Annotated in this window: 15 protein-coding genes; 8 read left to right on the top strand and 7 right to left on the bottom strand. The window is 52.5% G+C overall.

Annotation, left to right across the window (positions count from 1 at the left end):
* Nucleotides 1-55: 55 nt before the first annotated feature.
* The 3 genes from ACFE8Q_RS11245 to ACFE8Q_RS11235 all read left to right on the top strand — a co-directional run bounded on the left by ACFE8Q_RS11245 (nt 56) and on the right by ACFE8Q_RS11235 (nt 2,933).
* On the top strand, nt 56-997 hold the full coding sequence (locus ACFE8Q_RS11245; RefSeq protein WP_085413880.1) for a ribose-phosphate pyrophosphokinase: 942 nt from the start codon (nt 56-58) through the stop codon (nt 995-997).
* Nucleotides 998-1,093: 96 nt separating this feature from the next.
* On the top strand, nt 1,094-1,660 hold the full coding sequence (locus ACFE8Q_RS11240; protein ID WP_375445487.1) for a 50S ribosomal protein L25/general stress protein Ctc: 567 nt from the start codon (nt 1,094-1,096) through the stop codon (nt 1,658-1,660).
* A 217-nt stretch (nt 1,661-1,877) separates the two neighbouring features.
* Nucleotides 1,878-2,933: a saccharopine dehydrogenase family protein gene (locus ACFE8Q_RS11235; protein ID WP_375445486.1), complete on the top strand. Its 1,056-nt coding sequence runs from the start codon at nt 1,878-1,880 to the stop codon at nt 2,931-2,933.
* Nucleotides 2,934-3,050: 117 nt separating this feature from the next.
* Here ACFE8Q_RS11235 and coaD read toward each other — a convergent pair whose 3' ends face one another.
* The 4 genes from coaD to ACFE8Q_RS11215 form a co-directional block, all read right to left on the bottom strand.
* Nucleotides 3,051-3,509: a pantetheine-phosphate adenylyltransferase gene (gene coaD / locus ACFE8Q_RS11230; protein ID WP_375445485.1), complete on the bottom strand. Its 459-nt coding sequence runs from the start codon at nt 3,507-3,509 to the stop codon at nt 3,051-3,053.
* A 96-nt stretch (nt 3,510-3,605) separates the two neighbouring features.
* Nucleotides 3,606-4,490 (bottom strand): DUF3822 family protein, encoded by an 885-nt coding sequence (locus ACFE8Q_RS11225; RefSeq protein ID WP_375445484.1) that lies wholly within the window; start codon nt 4,488-4,490, stop codon nt 3,606-3,608.
* A 7-nt stretch (nt 4,491-4,497) separates the two neighbouring features.
* Nucleotides 4,498-4,995, bottom strand: coding sequence for an NUDIX domain-containing protein (locus ACFE8Q_RS11220; RefSeq protein ID WP_375445483.1), 498 nt, complete (start codon nt 4,993-4,995; stop codon nt 4,498-4,500).
* A 61-nt stretch (nt 4,996-5,056) separates the two neighbouring features.
* Entirely contained in the window at nt 5,057-5,494 is a 438-nt protein-coding gene (locus tag ACFE8Q_RS11215; protein WP_375445482.1) for a CBS domain-containing protein, read from the bottom strand.
* 203 nt (nt 5,495-5,697) lie between these two features.
* Between ACFE8Q_RS11215 and ACFE8Q_RS11210 the strand changes: the two genes are divergently transcribed.
* The gene (locus ACFE8Q_RS11210; RefSeq protein WP_375445481.1) at nt 5,698-7,200 is read left to right on the top strand and encodes an ATP-dependent RecD-like DNA helicase; all 1,503 of its coding nucleotides are present in this window, start codon (nt 5,698-5,700) and stop codon (nt 7,198-7,200) included.
* A 57-nt stretch (nt 7,201-7,257) separates the two neighbouring features.
* Here the strand turns inward: ACFE8Q_RS11210 and ACFE8Q_RS11205 are convergent, their stop codons facing one another.
* Entirely contained in the window at nt 7,258-9,120 is a 1,863-nt protein-coding gene (locus ACFE8Q_RS11205; protein ID WP_375445480.1) for a carboxypeptidase-like regulatory domain-containing protein, read from the bottom strand.
* Between the two features lie 159 nt (nt 9,121-9,279).
* Between ACFE8Q_RS11205 and ACFE8Q_RS11200 the strand changes: the two genes are divergently transcribed.
* The 3 genes from ACFE8Q_RS11200 to ACFE8Q_RS11190 all read left to right on the top strand — a co-directional run bounded on the left by ACFE8Q_RS11200 (nt 9,280) and on the right by ACFE8Q_RS11190 (nt 12,911).
* The gene (locus ACFE8Q_RS11200) at nt 9,280-9,750 is read left to right on the top strand and encodes a hypothetical protein (RefSeq protein WP_375445479.1); all 471 of its coding nucleotides are present in this window, start codon (nt 9,280-9,282) and stop codon (nt 9,748-9,750) included.
* Between the two features lie 176 nt (nt 9,751-9,926).
* Complete coding sequence (fabG, locus tag ACFE8Q_RS11195) at nt 9,927-10,673, top strand: 3-oxoacyl-[acyl-carrier-protein] reductase (protein ID WP_375445478.1); 747 nt, start codon at nt 9,927-9,929, stop codon at nt 10,671-10,673.
* 135 nt (nt 10,674-10,808) lie between these two features.
* Nucleotides 10,809-12,911, top strand: coding sequence for a VWA domain-containing protein (locus ACFE8Q_RS11190; protein WP_375445477.1), 2,103 nt, complete (start codon nt 10,809-10,811; stop codon nt 12,909-12,911).
* A gap of 101 nt (nt 12,912-13,012) precedes the next feature.
* Here the strand turns inward: ACFE8Q_RS11190 and ACFE8Q_RS11185 are convergent, their stop codons facing one another.
* Both ACFE8Q_RS11185 and ACFE8Q_RS11180 read right to left on the bottom strand, forming a co-directional pair.
* A complete protein-coding gene (locus ACFE8Q_RS11185; RefSeq protein ID WP_375445476.1) occupies nt 13,013-13,807 on the bottom strand; it encodes a hypothetical protein in 795 nt (264 codons plus the stop codon).
* Nucleotides 13,808-14,022: 215 nt separating this feature from the next.
* Entirely contained in the window at nt 14,023-15,738 is a 1,716-nt protein-coding gene (locus ACFE8Q_RS11180; protein ID WP_375445955.1) for a glutamine--tRNA ligase/YqeY domain fusion protein, read from the bottom strand.
* Nucleotides 15,739-16,117: 379 nt separating this feature from the next.
* Here ACFE8Q_RS11180 and ACFE8Q_RS11175 point away from each other — a divergent pair, with 379 nt between their 5' ends.
* Nucleotides 16,118-17,155, top strand: coding sequence for a spore photoproduct lyase family protein (locus tag ACFE8Q_RS11175; protein ID WP_375445475.1), 1,038 nt, complete (start codon nt 16,118-16,120; stop codon nt 17,153-17,155).
* Nucleotides 17,156-17,354: the final 199 nt, after the last annotated feature.

The raw sequence follows: 17,354 nt of genomic DNA, 5'->3' as shown, positions 1-17,354 counted from the left end.
AGTGGATTTCCTCGAACTAAATCCGTACTTTTGCGGGAAATTAAGGCACCGCAACATGGCTTCGTTTAATCCCGTCAAAATCTTTTCAGGCAGTCAATCCACGTACCTCGCGGAGAAAATTGCGCACTATTACGGAAAAGATCTGGGCGGGTATACCTGCCGCCGTTTCAGCGACGGAGAAATGTCGCCCAGCTTCGAAGAATCCGTCCGGGGTTGCGATGTGTTCCTGATCCAGTCGACCCCACCGCCGGGCGACAACCTGATGGAACTGCTCCTGATGGTCGATGCCGCCCGCCGCGCGTCGGCTCACTACGTAACGGTGGTTATCCCCTATTTCGGCTACGCCCGGCAGGACCGGAAAGATAAACCCCGCGTGGCCATTGCCGCCAAACTGGTGGCTAATATGCTGGCCGCCGCAGGTGCCGATCGCCTGATGACCATCGACTTACACGCCGGACAGATTCAGGGCTTCTTCGATTTCCCCGTCGACCATCTGGAAGGTACGTCGGTATTTGTGCCTTACATTAAAAGCCTGGCCCTCGAAAACCTCATTATCGCCTCGCCAGACGTAGGCGGTGCCAATCGCGCCCGGACGTTTGCCAAGCACTTTAATGCCGAAATCGTGTTGTGCGACAAGCACCGGAAACGCGCCAACGAAATTGCGTCGATGCAGGTGATTGGAGATGTAGAGGGCATGAACGTGGTGCTGGTCGATGACCTGATCGATACGGGCGGCACACTCTGCAAAGCGGCGCAAATTCTGCTCGACAAAGGAGCGCAGTCGGTACGGGCTATCTGTACGCACCCGATTATGTCGGGCAAAGCGCACGAAAACATTGCCAACTCGGTGCTGGAAGAACTGGTGATAGCCGACACGCTACCACTGAGTCAGCCAAATCCAAAAATCAGGGTGCTGTCGGTAGCGGAGTTATTCGCCAAAGCCATCGGCCGCATCCGTGACCACGAATCTATTAGTTCACTTTTCATACGGTATTGACGCATCAGGGACCAGCCTACTTTCGGTACAGGTTCCAGGTACGTTCAGTATTTATTTTCTTACTTATTTAATACGGACTGAAGTCCGTGCTACAAAATGAAAAAAATCGAGATTGTAGGGTATCAACGAGCGAATCTCGGCCGGACGGAATCACAAGCCATTCGTGCCGAGGGTAATGTACCCTGTGTATTGTACGGAGGCGCCGAGCAGATTCACTTCACCGTGCCTGCCATTCTATTCCGTCCGTTGGTGTTCTCACCCGATGTCTATGACATCACGCTGAACATCGAAGGCGCAGAGTACCGCGCCATTTTGCAGGAAACTCAATTCCATCCGGTGAATGACTCGCTGATCCACGCCGACTTTTTGTTGGTGACCGATAAGCCAGTTAAAGTAGCGGTTCCTGTTCGGCTGGTAGGCAATGCCCCCGGCGTACAGAAAGGGGGTAAACTGGTGACCCGGATTCGGAAACTCCGCGTTCGTGGCCCGGTAGACAGCATTCCCGAATACATTGACGTTGACGTGTCGAAGCTGGATCTAGGCAAAGTGGTTCGGGTAGGTCAGATCGTCGTAAACGGCATCGACATGCTGGAAGAAGCGGCTAACCCCGTAGCCAGCATCGAAATCCCACGTGCACTGCGTGGTACGGTGTCGGCCAAATAAACAATTTGTCTTCTTTTTTCCGTTTACTTTCTTCTGTGGCTCTGCTACATAGCGAGGCAACAGAAGAAAGTAAACGGAAAAAAGAAGACTAGTTTTCGCTAATAGATACACACAAAGCCGACCCATTTGGGTCGGCTTTGTGTGTTATTTGGCTGTCTGGATTTTTTGTCGGTGGTTTGTATGGCTAACTTTTCACTTCATCAACCATTCATACGCTATGCAAAACATCGTCATCGTCGGCTTAGGCAAAGTAGGTTCATTAGTTGGGCTACTGCTTCATAAACGCTTCACAGTCAGCGGATTTGACCAACAGATACCCGTTCAGTCTCTCCCATTTCCCGTCCATCATGGCAACATCAGCGATACGGCTGCGCTCTATGCCGCCCTCAAACAGGCTGATGGTGTGGTATCCTGCTTACCCTACAATCTAAATCTACCGATTGCACAGGTAGCACACGAACTTGGTATTCATTACTTCGACCTGACCGAGGACGTACCCACCACCGATGCCATTCGGGAGATGGCCAAAACTGCCAAAGGCGTGATGGCCCCACAATGCGGTCTGGCCCCCGGCCTGATCGGTATCGTTGGCTCCGATCTGGCCAAACGCTTCGAGCGCATTCGTGACATTGAACTCCGCGTAGGTGCCCTGCCCCGTTACCCAAACGGTTTGCTTGGCTACTCGTTTACCTGGTCGCCGGCGGGGGTGATCAACGAATACCTGAATGACTGTGAGGTGATTGCCAACGGGCAGCGTAAGATGGTACCTGCACTGGATGGCATTGAAGTGATCAACATCGAAGGGCAGGAGTTCGAGGCTTTCAGCACATCCGGCGGGCTGGGTACGTTGTGTGAAACCTACGAGGGTAAGGTCGATACCTTGAATTACAAGACGATCCGCTACCCCGGTCACTGCAAACTGATGCGGTTCCTGCTGTATGAATTGATTCTGAAAGACCAGCGCGAGTTGACGGAGAAAATCCTTACCGAAGCCAAACCGCCCGTTCAGGATGACGTCGTTTACGTTTATGCTGTAGTGGAAGGCTGGCGTAACGGTCAACTCGCCCGCGAAGAATTTTATCGGGCCTACCACCCCCGCTTAATCGACGGACAGTCGTGGCGTGCTATTTCCTGGACTACAGCCGGCTCAGTGGCAGCGGTCGTTGAACTGGTCGCCGACGGTAAAGTAGCGCAGCAGGGCTTTCTCAAACAGGAAGATATTCCTCTGGCAACGTACCTGAACACTGTGAACGGAGGGTTTTTCAACAATTAGTTAGTAGTTATTTAGGATCGGTTATTGGGACTCCGCAAAAGCATGCTACCTGGAGGAGCAAACTGGCTCCACGCAACAGGCCTTTGCGGAGTTCCAATAACCAATCCCAAATAATTACTAACTATCAAGTTCGTAAGGCAGGAACGCGTCGACGGACTGACCATAGCGGTGCAAATCGCGGATGATACTGGAGCTGATTGGAGCCAGATGCGGTGAAGTGATCAGAAAAACGGTTTCTACTTCTTCGTATACGTACCTGTTCACCTGAGAGATGCCGTTTTCGTACTCGAAGTCGGTGGTATTGCGCAGGCCACGAAGCAGGAAACGCGCCCCCAGTTTACGGGCCACGTTGGCCGTGAGGTCGTCATAGCTCACTACGCGCACGGCCGGTTCGTCGCGGAAGGTGCCTTCTATCCAGGCGGTCATCTGCTCGAGGGTAAAGTACCGCTGCTTGTTGGCATTGCGACCAATGCCGATGATTATTTCGTCGAACAGGTGTAGACCACGACGAACAATGTCTTCGTGACCTTTGGTGAACGGATCGAATGAGCCGGGAAATAGCGCAATACGGGGCATAAAGCGATCTGAGGTCTAACGTATCAAGGGCCAAAGTCGCGCAGCTAAATGCTCACGCGTCGCCAGAACAGCCTGGCATTGGACAGTGACTTTCTTTTACCCCAGCAAACATAAGCCCTGAAGACCAAGATACCGATGCTCAGGTAGCTCTTCCAATTCGGAAGAGGGGTTTATGCCCGGTGGTAGCTGACCAATGTGCATTGTGGGGACAAACCGCGACAGGGCTACATAACTTTCGGCAAAAGGGGTGCTCTCGCCATAAACAAACGCATTAACCGCCTCAGGATCAACGCCTAGCTCATCGAGCACATATAGTACGTAATACGTCAGGTCCTGCACGTTTTTATAACCGAACCGATTACAGTAACGCAGTTGGTGGTCATCACGAAACAGAATGGTAACATACTCATCTTCGAAATAGAGAAAGAGATTTTCCCTGCTCGTCAATTCCCGATCGACAGCTCTCGTTGCCTGAATCAACGTCGTGTGCTGATGGACGTAGGTAAACGGCTGCATGGGGTACTGCTCACCCATGAACTCGGTTATCGCCCGATCGATTCCAAAAACAGAGACGAACCCTTCTTTATGCTCATAGGCATGTGCCAGTTCGTTGGGCGGAGGCTGATGACCCCGCATAAGCGCCAGATAGCTACTGGCGTACTCTTTTCGATACAACTGGGCAGGAATCAGCGTGAAAGCAGGCGACAAGACCGACACCCGGACGTGCTGAAATTCGTCGAAGCTCAGTAATGGATGCTCTTTGAACAGAGCGGGCAGATAAGCCAGTACCGATTGATCGGTAAGCACTGATGATTGCGCGTATTCATCTAACCACACCATGCGCCGTTGCGGATCGAGCAACGAAATTCGAAGCCGCTGTGTGGCCAGTTCAAGGCACAAGACAGAGTTCGACGCCTGTCGGGGCGTTACCTCTTCAGCCCGAATAGACAGCGTAGGCGCAAGCGTGGAAAGTGTCACCATCGTTTAGTTAAGTAATGAGCCCGGTCAGATCAAACACGTCGTTGAGCGACTGACACCGTTGAAACAGGCCGTGTACCTCCTGTGGAGGCAGGGCCTTTAGTTGCTCGAACGTCATCAGGCGCACATCACGTATGATCTGATCGTCACTGTTCATTTCCGGGTCTGTACCAACCGTAAGCTGCCCGCCTTTATGCCCAACTTCGAAAAATAATTCGATGGCATGAAGGGGCGGGGCCACAAATTCATTGACGCAAACCAGTCGTTTTACGTCAACAATCAGGCCGGTTTCTTCCAGCATCTCACGCTGCAACGCCTCAACCGCCGATTCGCCAAACTCGATTCCGCCACCCGGAGGCGACCAGAACGTACCTGACGTACCCAGGCCCGTGTGCTTTACCATCAACAGGGTCTCGCCTTTCCGGTATAGGCCACAAACCCGCACTCGCAGCCGTTGACCAAACAAATCGGTCACCAGTGATAATGGGTTGGGGGCTTTTTGAGGCACTGACCGCGTAGCAGAAATGAAACAGGGGGGCAAATATAAGCAAACAAGCCAGATGGACCGGTCAATATGAGCTACCGGTGATATAGCTTTCCAACGAACTGATGCGGGCTTTTTGGTCATGAATAATCGTATTCACGACGTCGTTGATCGAGATAATGCCTACCAGTTTTTCACCATCCATAACGGGCAGGTGGCGAATGTGCTTGTCGGCCATCGTGATCATACACGATTCCAGCGACTGCTCCGGGGTGATGGTGATTACGTTGGCTGTCATCACATCACGAATCAAGGTGTCTTTCGACGCCCGGCCCTGTAGAATCCCTTTTCGGGCATAGTCGCGTTCTGAAAAAATTCCCACCAAATCGCCACCTTCCAGCACAAGCACAGCGCCAATATTTTTGGCGGCCATCAGTTCCAGAGCCGAGTAAACCGTCTCGCCGGGGGCAACTGAGTAAATAGTGTTAATCGTTTTACGCTGAAGTACCTGCCGAATGTTCATGAGGGAGAAGGAGTTATGAGAAGGTGAATCTAGGTAATTTTAATCGCGAACGCAACCCCGCACTTACTTTTTAGTAGCATGACCGGTTTTTCGGGCACAATGGGGAGTCAAGCCGCGCGAACCAGCTAAAATCAACAAACAGACCGCCTTTTTCCCCGCCCCGGCCCCTTCTCTTTCTGGTCGGATTTTCGTAACTTAGAGGTATGAACGAAACGCAAACGGCGACCCAGCTTTTAGTTAAACGGTTTCCGTATAAGCCAACAGAAGGGCAACTTTCATTCTTCGGAAAGATTGGCGAATTCATCACCCGCGAAGATTACGAGCATTACCGGGACTGCTTCCTCCTGCGTGGATACGCCGGTACGGGTAAAACCACACTCATCAGCACACTCATCAAAGTTCTCCCCCGATTTGGCTATAAATCGGTCTTGCTGGCCCCCACCGGCCGGGCGGCGAAGGTGATGTCGAACTACGCTAAAAAACCCGCACAGACTATCCACCGGAAGATTTACCGGCAAGTGGCCGAACAGGGTTCAGCAACGTTGTCTTTCCAGCGGCAGAAGAACTACCATGAAGAAACGCTCTTTATCGTCGATGAGGCCTCAATGATTTCCGATGAAGCCGAATTTGGCGGCAAAGGGCTGCTTAGCGACCTGATTAACTTCGTTTTCGAGAATCCGGGCAACAAGTTAATGCTGGTGGGCGATACGGCCCAGTTGCCACCCGTTGGCCGCGACGGTAGCCCTGCCCTTGACCGGGGATTCCTGGCCCGCTCGTTCGATATGACTGTCTACGAGCAGGAACTAACCGAAGTGATGCGGCAGGACGTTGAATCGGGCATTCTGTACAACGCCACCGAGTTGCGGCAGTTATTGTCTGACGAAATCCTTAACCCTTCGAACGAACCAGCACCCGTTAATTTTGAGCGGTTGATGAGCGATTCGCCTCCCAGTTCACCAGCGGCGGCTCCGTCGATCCGGATTACGACGAAGCCGTTTCATGATCTGTACAAAATGACGCAGAACAAGCTGGAAGACGGTATTCGGTATGCCTACAACAAATACGGCCGCGAAAATACCGCCATCCTCTGCCGGTCGAACAAGATGGCCGTGCAGTATAATCAGTTTATCCGCCGTATGATCGACAACTGTGAGGATGAACTTGATGCGGGCGACATGCTCATGATTGCGCGCAATAACTACACCATCCTCGGCGACGATTCACCGGCCGGATTCTTGGCCAACGGTGAATTTGCGGAGGTGATGAAAGTACGTCGGCAGGAAGAAATGCATGGGTTCCGCTTTGCCACTGTCACGCTGCATCTGGTCGATTACGAAGATCAGCCCGATTTTGAGGCTAAAATCATTCTCGATACGCTGCATACCTCGACGCCCTCGCTGAGTCAGGAACAGAATAAAGCCCTGTACGAAAGTGTGTCGCAGGATTACATGTACATCACTAATAAAAAGGAACGGTCGGAAGCCATTCGCCGCGACCCGTACCTGAGTGCGCTTCAGGTGAAATTTGCCTATGCCCTCACTACCCACAAGGCGCAGGGCGGCCAGTGGAGCGCGGTGTTCATTGATCAGGGGTATTTGCCGGAAGGGCAAACCAATCAGGAATTTATCCGCTGGCTCTACACGGCCCTTACCCGCGCCACCGACGAAGCTTTCCTGATGAATTTCAATCCCGATTTCTTCGTGTGACGTACCACGGACTTCAGTCCGTATCTGTTAATTTTTGGACTGAAGTCCGTGGTACGATCATTTATTCAGCAGAAAACGGCCTGCCTGCCAGGTTTGCGCCGCGTCGAAGCGGAACAGGTACGTTCCGGTGGGGTATGGCATCATGTTGAGCCGGGTAGTGGTCTGGTCGGGTGTTTCGCGCATCAGCACTTTGCCGGTGATATCCATCACAAACAACTCGCGGATGCTGTCCTGGCTCTCGATGGTCAGGTAATCGCGGGTGGGGTTCGGAAAGTAGCTAAAGCGAGGTTCGCCCCCCGACCGGTTCGGCTTCGACGTGGTATCTACCGGCTGCCCTTGCTCCGTGTAACGTACCTGCGTGTTTGCCTGGCCTACCTGCGGGCGGCAGTCGGGCGTTTGGGTAAACTTTGCAATCAGCCTTACCAGTAGGTCGTTCAGTTTTTCAACGGTGTATTGATCGGTCGTCGGCTTGATGTGGCTGTCGCCAATACCGCTGTCGTCAGTCAGGAACACGTAGGTCCCGTTGGTGCCAAGGGCCATCGAGCGCAGCAGGTATTCGGTGCTTTTATCGATACCACTGGCCGCAATCGGGATAATCCGAATACCCATTTCGGCCGCTTTTGCTACCGACCGCTGCAACGACGCTTTCGTAGCGTCGTCGTCGTGCGGCGGCGCGTCGAGCACCAGAAACAGCAGGCGTGTTTTGGCGGTTTTACTCCACGACAGCCGGGTTAGGGCAACCGTCAGGGCCGTATCGACCGCCTCGGGATAGTCGCCTCCCCCACCGGCTGATTGTCGCTTCATGAACGAAATCGTCGAATCAGGCTGATCAGAAAAGTCACGGTGGCGGGTCAGGTACTCGTCGGTTTTATCCCGATAAAAAACGCTGCCCAACCGGATATTACTCCCTGTCGCGGCCTGTTTCGACTGGTTGATCACATCGGTTAGTTCGGCTTTAAGGAACGCGATCTCGTCGCCCATCGAGCCGGTAGCATCCACCACAAAGGCAACATCAACCGTCTGCGGCGCACCCTGGCAAGCCTGGCCGATGGTCAGGCTGTTTGTTCCCTTGCCAAACGCAGCAGGGCGATTCAGAGTATAGGTATGTCCTTCGGCCGTGGCCTCTACGGTCAGTTTTCCTTTAGTGGCAACTGCTGAATCGCCGTCATAATGAAACAGATTTGCCCATAATTCGCCCCGGCCAGTGTTATCGGTTCGGGTTTGCCAGATCACTTGCCGCTGGCTATCGATCAGGCGAATAGGTACGTCCACGACCGGAAACCCGTCGGGGGTAACGAGCTGAATCGAATAGCGTTCGGCTGGTACCTGCCGCCAAAGGGCACCATATTCCCTCAGGTCGCTCTTTTTGATATCCTGCCAGAGTGTCCATTTGCTGTAATCGTGAATTTCGCCCGCCGTTAACTGTCCCGCCTGAACAGGTCGGTTAGTTGATATGAGTTGCGGAGCTGATCGTCCTGGCAATACGTTTCTGCCGGGCGACACGGAGGTACGTTCACTGGTAGCGAATGAGCGGGAACGCGCCGACGAAATCGTGCCAACACTGCCTGTCATGCTTCGCTTCGCCGTAGTACCATAGCCTGTTATCACTACTTCGTCCAGTGTTCGTGTATCGGGCATCAATCTGATAGTCAGCGTATCGGCATTGTTTTTTAGCACAATACGCTGACTAACGTAGCCGATAAAATGGGCGGTGAGTGTGACGCTACCGGGCGGACTCTTGATGGCAAATCGACCATCTTTGCCCGACTGAACACCAGTTGCCAGCCCTTTACGTTGAATTAGAACACCTGGAAGTGGCTGCGTTGCCTCGTCCAGAACCAGTCCCCGGATCAGGCGTTGTTGTGCCTGCGTACCAAACGCGGACAGCAGGCAGATGAGCAGTACACAAAATCGGTTCATTGGCGTTTAGTCAGTTTAGGGAAAGTAATTAGGCACGATAATCTTATTTCTACTACAATTTACGTTACTAGACTAACCAACCTGGGGCACATCTCAGGCATGGTTTTTGAATTTCCAGCTTTATTCGTTGTGAACCGATCACCCATAACATTCAATAGTATGAAACGTCTGGCCTTTTTTCTGCTCTTCGTAGCGGGAGTTGCCACTTCCTGTACAAAAACCATTGGTACCGATTCAGTAACCCCTGCTGTCGACCCCCGTGATCGGCTGGTGGGCACCTACACCATTGGGTACAATGTTGTTGTCCGGTTTGGGTCAAGAGTAACTAACCCGGAAACTTACACAGGTACGTTAGGAGTAAGTAAACTACAGGCCACCAACCAGTTAACTTTGGACTTTGATGCACCAGGCATAAAAGAGAAACAAACGGCACAGCTCACTGACAGCACCTTCACGATAATCGATAAAAAGACCCAGCCAATTGTAGTGAATGGTACTACGTATACCGGTCAGTACAGTGCCAACGGCCTGTTTCTACGAGAAGGCGGTCAGCAGAAGATGACCTATACGGGAGTTTCTGAAGACACCGATCTTAAACTGGTTATCACCATGACAGGCGCAAAAAAGTAGTTGCCATCCCCTGACAATCCCGTAATTTTGGCTCATTAAACCACTTATCTGATCAGGTACGTGGTTCGATGAGCCACTGATTACGGTTTTTTTGTGGTCAGTCGTGTCCGTATGATTCCTACTGCCTGCGGTTCGTTGTAAACCCTGACGTTTTTTTGAGTCAATTTTCTACATTCATGAATTTAGTTACCGGAAAAGTCGCCCTGGTTACGGGCGCATCGCGTGGAATTGGTCGGGCCATTGCCCTACGATTTGCGCAGGAAGGGGCCAACGTGGCCTTTACGTACCTGTCGAGCGTTGAGAAAGGCGAAGCACTGGAAGCTGAACTGGCCCAGTTTGGCATCGTAGCCAAAGGCTATCGCTCCGACGCCTCCGACCACAAAGCCGCCGACGAACTGGTCACCCAGGTGCTCACCGATTTTGGTCGCCTCGACATTCTGATCAATAATGCCGGCATCACCCGCGACGGACTGCTGATGCGCATGACCGAAGAACAGTGGGATTCGGTGATCACCATCAACCTGAAATCGGTTTTTAACCTGACAAAAGCGGCCATCAAGCCTATGATGAAGGCCAAAGCAGGCTCCATCATCAACTTAACATCGGTGGTTGGCTTGCGGGGAAATGCGGGCCAGGCCAATTATGCCGCCTCCAAAGCAGGGATTATTGGCTTCACTAAATCAGTTGCGCTTGAATTAGGCTCCCGCAACATTCGCTCAAACGCCATTGCACCAGGCTTTATCGAAACGGAAATGACGGGTGAGTTGAACGAAAAGGCCATTGAGGAATGGAAACAGCAGATTCCACTCAAACGCGGTGGTCAGCCCGACGAAGTAGCCGATGCATGTTTATTTCTTGCGTCAGACCTTTCCCGCTACATTACCGGCCAGGTACTTCAGGTCGATGGCGGTATGTTGACGTAAAGTCGATAACAGTCGGAAATAGTTATCAGTCTGGAAAGTCAGTTCCCTTTACTGACTCATTTGCTAAGTGCCGACCATTAATGTAATAGTAACTTTCCAGGCTGTGGACTTTTTCCGACTTTCGACTCTCTTTCTATGTCTCTAATCTTCCAAAGTTCGCCCTGGTGGGTAGCGGTTTGTTTGCTGGCTGGTGCCGTGTATGCGGCGTCTATGTACCAACCCTTACCGGGAACCACTATCCCCGGCGGCTGGGGAAGCCGGTTGAACTGGGGGTTGGCCCTGCTACGGTTTGTGGTGGTCAGCCTGGTTGCGTTTCTGCTGCTGAATCCGCTAATCCGAAGTTTTCAGACGCATACAGAAGCGCCCAAAATCGTGCTCGCCATCGACAACTCGGAGTCGGTAGCCGCGGCTGGTCGGCCGGCAGTGAATCAGACACTGACGTTCCTGAACACCCTCCGGCAACAACTTACCGATAAGGGCTATGAAGTTGCCGTCCGTACATTGTCTGACACAACGGCGCCCGATGAGTTGACCCAACTACCGTTTCGGCAACGCACCACCGACCTGGCTTCCCTCCTGACCGGCATTCGGTCTGACTATGAAGGGCGTCACCTGACCGATGTGGTGCTGGTCACCGATGGCATTACTAATCAGGGGCTTTCGCCTACGTTTACGTCCTACCCTTTTGCCGTGCATACAATTGGCTTAGGCGATACGATTCCCAAGAAAGATGTATCGCTGAAAGGGGTAATTGCCAACCGGGTAGCGTACCTGAACAACGCCTTTCCGGTTCAGGCTGAGATCATTAGCAATGGATTTCAGGGGCGCAGCGCACTGGTCGTTCTTCGTCAGGGCACACGGGAAGTGGGTCGGCAGACCGTTCGTTTCGACCGGAATCAAACGTTTGCTCAGGTAAAGTTTCAGACATCAGCCACGCAGAAAGGCGTACAGCGGCTGACGGTCGAGGTGCTGCCACAGTCGGGTGAATTCAGTACTGCCAATAACCGGCAGGACGTATACATTGAAGTGATCGACGGACGTGAGAAGGTATTACTGCTGGGCCTGGCTCCGCATCCCGACCTGAAAGCACTACGGGCCATTCTGGAAAAGAATCAGAACTACGAAGTCGATGTGCGCACGCTCACGACCGCTGAAGGCACCAGTATTCCGATTGATAAGACCTACGATCTGTTGATCCTGCACCAACTCCCCGATCTGAGTAACCTGGGCAATGCCGCAGTGGCCAAATTGATGGCGCAGAATACGCCTACGTTATTCGTGGTTGGCACACAGTCGTCGACGGCCGCACTCAACCTGATCAATCCGGTCATCAGCGTGCTGGGACCGCCCAATCAGGTCGACAAAACAACGGCTTACTTCAACAGCGGTTTCAAGCAGTTGAACCTGGACCCGGCCAAGCTGGAAATTCTCGATAAACTACCGCCGCTGACGTCTCCCTACGGCGAATACAAATTGTTACCGGGTAGCGAAACGGTGCTCTGGCAACAGATTGGTACGGTGCGTACCACCAAACCCATGCTGGCCCTGAATACAACGGGCACCCGCAAAGCCGCCGTTCTCCTGGGTGAAGGCATCTGGCAGTGGCGGCTGGAAGAATACGCTTTGACCGACAAGCAGGAAGTTGTCGACGAGCTGATTCAGAAGGTATTACAACTCATTTCGGTAAAAGAAGACCGCCGGAAACTGCGAGTTTACCCGATTCGAAACGAGTTTGTGGCGGGCGAAACGGTCTCGTTTGAAACCGAACTCTACAACGACATTTACGAACGGCTCTACGACGTACCTGTAAAACTGGAAGTTACCGACGAGCGCGACGTGATCCGCACGTTCACTTACACGCCAACCGAAGCCAACAGTCGATTCGACATTAGCCGCCTCCCCGACGGTGTTTACCGCTACAAAGCCACGGCCACCTTGAATAACCGCGCTGAACAGTCGACCGGGCAGTTTATTGTGCGGGATGTGCAGCTCGAAGCGTTGAACACGACCGCCGATCACGGTCTGCTCCGGCAACTGGCCGTTCAGACGGGGGGGACGTTCCGCAACGGCGCAGATGCCGCCAGCTTAGTGAATGACCTGACAAAAAGGGATAACCCAGCCCGACTGAGCAGCATCGAAGCACTAAACGAACTGATCAACTGGCGCTGGCTCTTCTTCCTCATCCTGGTGCTGGCCGGCACTGAATGGGCCCTACGGAAATATAATGGGGGGTATTGAGATCAGGGTCTACCCGTTACCGGTCAAGGCTCCGCTTATCACCATCAGGTCAATAAGCGGAGCCTTGACCGGTAATGGGTAGACCCTGATCTCAACAAACCTCACTTCGGGCGGGCTTTTGTCAGGGTTTGTTCAAATAAAAGCTGGATGGACGTACCTGAGGTTGACGGGTAGCTTAGATTTAGAAAAGCCGCCTCTTTCACCTTTGGCAAGTATACAAAGCCCCGTACAGACTCTCCCGGATGCACCAGCGAGCGTTTCAGGGCCAGTTCACGCCAGCGGTAACCTTCAAACTGATAACGCTGCATCCGATCAACAAATACGCCATGATCAATAACGCGCTTGGCCTGAATCAGGTTATACGCCACGTCATGGGAAACCCGGTTGTTGGCCCAGCTTTTATAGTCACGGTTCGTGCTGCGCGATGATGTCGAGGCAATATCGCTTGCAACCACGGCCACCAGCAGTACCGTATTCAGGATTTTGGCCGTCTTCAGCCGTTTCTCTTCTTTTTTGATATTGAACTCCGTCCGACCAGCTTCATAGCCAGGATCAGCCGCCTGCCGGATGTTGGTTGTCCCAGGCAACGTCAACGGTTGGCGATCCGCGTTGAGCAATTCCACCTGAAAATCAGCCGGGTTGATCTCGATCGTAGTCGCCGTGCGGTTTTTCAGCTCAATATCCAGGGCCAGATACTCCATGTCTTCCCGCTCGAACGAAGCGACAACCTCCAGGCTATCGGCGCTGGCTTTCGTTACCAAACGACCGTCGACGGGCGCGATCGGACCAGACACGGGGTGCAATTGTACATACTGCGCTGGGGTGCAACTGACCAGTAGCCCGGTTATTCCAGACACGAGCAGTAACCGGCGGGAAAGGTAAACGAGTCGAGTCATATTACAATTGGTTACTGGCCCAACCAGCATATTGAGGGCCAATGATTTAACAATCAAGAGAGTACAAATATCAATAACTCGTTGTAAAGGGCAGAGAAAAAAGTGATGAATGGGGGAAATTAGTTCAACGTCTAAGGTTTAAAGTCTAAAGGCTCCGCTTATCACCAATTAGGTTAATAAGCGGAGCCTTTAGACTTTAAACCTTAGACGTTGAACTAATTTTTCTTCACTTCCTTCGCCCAGGCATCCTTGAGCGTCACGGTGCGGTTGAAGACCAGGTGGCCGGGTGTCGAATCGGCATCGACGGTGAAGTACCCTTTGCGCATAAACTGAACGCGGCTACCCACCGCCCGGTCGGCCAGATTAGGCTCAACCAGCGCCTTTACCACAACCAGTGAGGTTGGATTGAGCAGTGACAGAAATGCGTTGCTATCGTCTGATTCCAGTTCTTTTTCCTCAACCGCCGGGTTTTCAACGGCAAACAGACGATCGTAAAGACGTACCTCAGCAGGCACGGCATGGGCAACCGACACCCAATGAATAGTGCCCTTGACGTTGATGCCCGATGTATCGTGACCACTTTTACTCTCTGGCATGTAGGTACAGTGCAATTCGGTTACTTCGCCCGCGTCATTCTTGATAACAGCGTCGCACTGAACAATATACGCGCCTTTTAACCGCACCATTTTACCGGGAGCCAGCCGAAAATACTTCTTCGAAGGCTCTTCCATAAAATCGTCGCGCTCCACATAGAGTTCGCGGCTAAACGGCACAGGCCGGGTGCCTGAGGTCAGGTCTTCGGGGTTATTTTCAATATGCAGTGTTTCCTCCTGCCCTTCCGGGTAATTGGTCAGCACCAGTTTGATGGGATTATCATCAACAACGGCCATAACCCGGTCGGTGGTGCGGTTCAGTTCTTCACGGATGCAGAACTCCAGCAGGCCCACGTCGATCAGGTTATCCCGTTTCGCTACACCAATTCGCTCGCAGAATTCACGCAGGCTATCCGGTGTGTAACCCCGCCGCCGAATGCCGGCCAGGGTCGGCATCCGGGGGTCATCCCAGCCCGTCACAAAGCCGCCTTCCACCAGCTTTTTCAGCTTGCGCTTGCTCATCACCGTATAGGTCAGGTTCAGCCGGGCAAACTCGTATTGTTTCGACGGAAAAATGTCGAGTTTCTCGATGAACCAGTCATAGAGCGGGCGGTGCGGAATAAACTCGAGCGTACAAACCGAATGCGTGATCTGCTCGATGGAATCAGACTGACCGTGCGCAAAGTCGTACATAGGGTAAATGCACCAGGTGTCGCCCGTACGGTGGTGATGCGCGTGCTTGATCCGGTAAATGATCGGGTCCCGGAAATGCATATTCGGCGAGGCCATATCAATTTTAGCCCGCAACACCTTCGCGCCGTCGGGAAACGTACCTGCGCGCATCTGCCGGAATAAGTCAAGGTTTTCGTCGGCCGACCGATCCCGGTACGGGCTGTTCTGGCCCGGTACCGTAGGCGAGCCTTTCATAGCCGCAATCTCCTGCGCCGTCGACTCATCAACGTAGGCCAACCCTTTCTGAATCAGCGACTCAGCAAACGCATAAAGCTGCTCGAAATAATCGGATGCGTAGCGTTCTTCGGCCCAGTCGAAACCCAGCCAACGTACGTCAGCCTTGATCGAGTCAACGTATTCGGTATCTTCTGTAACAGGGTTAGTATCGTCGAAACGCAGGTTTGTCTGTCCACCATAGCGTTGGGCAAGGCCAAAATTCAGGCAGATCGACTTGGCGTGCCCAAGGTGCAGATACCCGTTTGGTTCGGGCGGGAAACGCGTCAGTACACGACCGTCGTGCAACCCTGCCGAAATATCCTCTTCAATAATTTGCTCTAAAAAGTTCAGCGACCTCTCGGTTGATGACTCATTGGCGGCTGGTGTCATAGTTAGTGCGCTCCGGTTGTAGTCTCCTAAATCGTCAAAAATACAGTGATTGGGTGGGTTTGGCAAACGAAACTCCCTGATAGACATAACGGTTTTGCCTGCTTCCAGGTACGTTACCAGTAGGTGACAAGTTGCTTTTCGATGAGTTGCTGTCGCGTGGCCCTTCGACAGGCTCAGGGTGACAGGAAACCCAGGTACGTCGATGACGACCTTGGGTGAGATTGTCACCCTGAGCCTGTCGAAGGGCTATGCGACAGCAACGCACAAATACACTTAAAACAAAAGCCATATCCTTGTTAACCAGTCACTTACCTCTATTATAAAAGGAACAATAACGACATCAGGTACGTTCTGTTTGTATACCACTCAACGACCATTTATGCCTGATTTCAAGCCCTCTGTTGTTCTGTATACTGCCGACGCGATGAATGAACAGGGAGAGGCTATCCTGGCCCAGTATCCCGACGCTGAAGCCCTGCAAATCACGCAACATAACCGCCTGCCCGAATTGGGCATGAATCACTTCAAGGTAAAGTCAGATGTGCTGGTGTTGGGAAAACTGAAGACACAAACCTGCAAATGGAGCGGGCGGAGTTCCGATTATATTGCGCCCAGTCTGGCCAACGGCTGCTTTGCGGGCTGCGCCTACTGCTACGTAGACCGGCATAAGCCCGTGAATCCGATTACGCTGTTTACCAACGTGGATGAGATTCTGGCAACGGTTGACATGCACGTAAACGGCCTGGCCTGGCCCAAGCCCGCCAACCAGACAGACACCACGTTCTGGACCTACGATATTGGCTGTAATTCCGACGTTTCAGTTGACTATAGCCTGACCGATGGCGTTCGGCAGGTGTTCGATTTCTTCCGCGACCACCCGCGTGCAAAAGCAACGTTTGCGACCAAATTCGTTAACCGCGACTTACTGGACTACAATCCCAACCGCAAAATACGCATTCGATTTAGCCTGATGCCTGCCCATGTGAGCAAACTCGTCGACGTACGTACCGACAGTATTGACAAGCGCATTGCCGCCATCAATGACTTTTATGACGCTGGTTATGAAGTGCATGTCAACTTTTCGCCGGTGATCGTCTACGGCGGCAAACAATGGCGCGACGACTATCGGGAGTTGTTCCGACAGCTCGATGCAGGCGTACGGCCCGATGTAAAGGCGCAACTCCAGAGTGAAGTCATCTTCCTGACGCACAACCAGTTTCAGCACCAGGCGAATGTGGCGATCAACCCGAAAGCTGAAGAGTTACTGTGGGTGCCTGAATTGCAGGAAAATAAACAGAGCCAGTTTGGTGGTTGGAATATCCGCTACAACCACCAGTTGAAGGGCAAAATGATTGATGTGTTTACCCGCATGGTGCAGGAAGAAATTTCCTGGTGCAACATCCGATACATTTTTTGACATATCCGGCAGTTGATCAATTTGGCAGGGCAAACGAATGAGGGTTAAAATTGCTTTCGCCAAGCCTGTCAAAGAACTACGCGAAAGCAATTTTAACCCTCATTCGTTTGCCTACAAATTTAGCCAGTCTACTGTCTGGCTGCTCAATTCCACGCTATTTGCGTAATTCATCGAGTTAGGGACCGGGTTCGTCGGAAAA

Source organism: uncultured Fibrella sp. (assembly GCF_964250085.1).
In the GTDB taxonomy this organism is placed as follows: domain Bacteria; phylum Bacteroidota; class Bacteroidia; order Cytophagales; family Spirosomataceae; genus Fibrella.
Note: the sequence above shows the minus strand (reverse complement) of the source record. Positions and strands in the feature narration are given on the sequence as shown.

Excerpts from the sequence above, each read along its gene's own strand:
- ACFE8Q_RS11215 (WP_375445482.1), bottom strand. The coding sequence starts at position 5,494 with ATGAACATTCGGCAGGTACTTCAGCGTAAAACGATTAACACTATTTAC.
- ACFE8Q_RS11240 (WP_375445487.1), top strand. The coding sequence starts at position 1,094 with ATGAAAAAAATCGAGATTGTAGGGTATCAACGAGCGAATCTCGGCCGG.
- ACFE8Q_RS11225 (WP_375445484.1), bottom strand. The coding sequence starts at position 4,490 with ATGGTGACACTTTCCACGCTTGCGCCTACGCTGTCTATTCGGGCTGAA.
- ACFE8Q_RS11205 (WP_375445480.1), bottom strand. The coding sequence starts at position 9,120 with ATGAACCGATTTTGTGTACTGCTCATCTGCCTGCTGTCCGCGTTTGGT.
- ACFE8Q_RS11190 (WP_375445477.1), top strand. The coding sequence starts at position 10,809 with ATGTCTCTAATCTTCCAAAGTTCGCCCTGGTGGGTAGCGGTTTGTTTG.
- ACFE8Q_RS11200 (WP_375445479.1), top strand. The coding sequence starts at position 9,280 with ATGAAACGTCTGGCCTTTTTTCTGCTCTTCGTAGCGGGAGTTGCCACT.
- coaD (WP_375445485.1), bottom strand. The coding sequence starts at position 3,509 with ATGCCCCGTATTGCGCTATTTCCCGGCTCATTCGATCCGTTCACCAAA.
- ACFE8Q_RS11175 (WP_375445475.1), top strand. The coding sequence starts at position 16,118 with ATGCCTGATTTCAAGCCCTCTGTTGTTCTGTATACTGCCGACGCGATG.
- ACFE8Q_RS11235 (WP_375445486.1), top strand. The coding sequence starts at position 1,878 with ATGCAAAACATCGTCATCGTCGGCTTAGGCAAAGTAGGTTCATTAGTT.
- ACFE8Q_RS11185 (WP_375445476.1), bottom strand. The coding sequence starts at position 13,807 with ATGACTCGACTCGTTTACCTTTCCCGCCGGTTACTGCTCGTGTCTGGA.
- ACFE8Q_RS11210 (WP_375445481.1), top strand. The coding sequence starts at position 5,698 with ATGAACGAAACGCAAACGGCGACCCAGCTTTTAGTTAAACGGTTTCCG.
- ACFE8Q_RS11245 (WP_085413880.1), top strand. The coding sequence starts at position 56 with ATGGCTTCGTTTAATCCCGTCAAAATCTTTTCAGGCAGTCAATCCACG.
- fabG (WP_375445478.1), top strand. The coding sequence starts at position 9,927 with ATGAATTTAGTTACCGGAAAAGTCGCCCTGGTTACGGGCGCATCGCGT.
- ACFE8Q_RS11180 (WP_375445955.1), bottom strand. The coding sequence starts at position 15,738 with ATGACACCAGCCGCCAATGAGTCATCAACCGAGAGGTCGCTGAACTTT.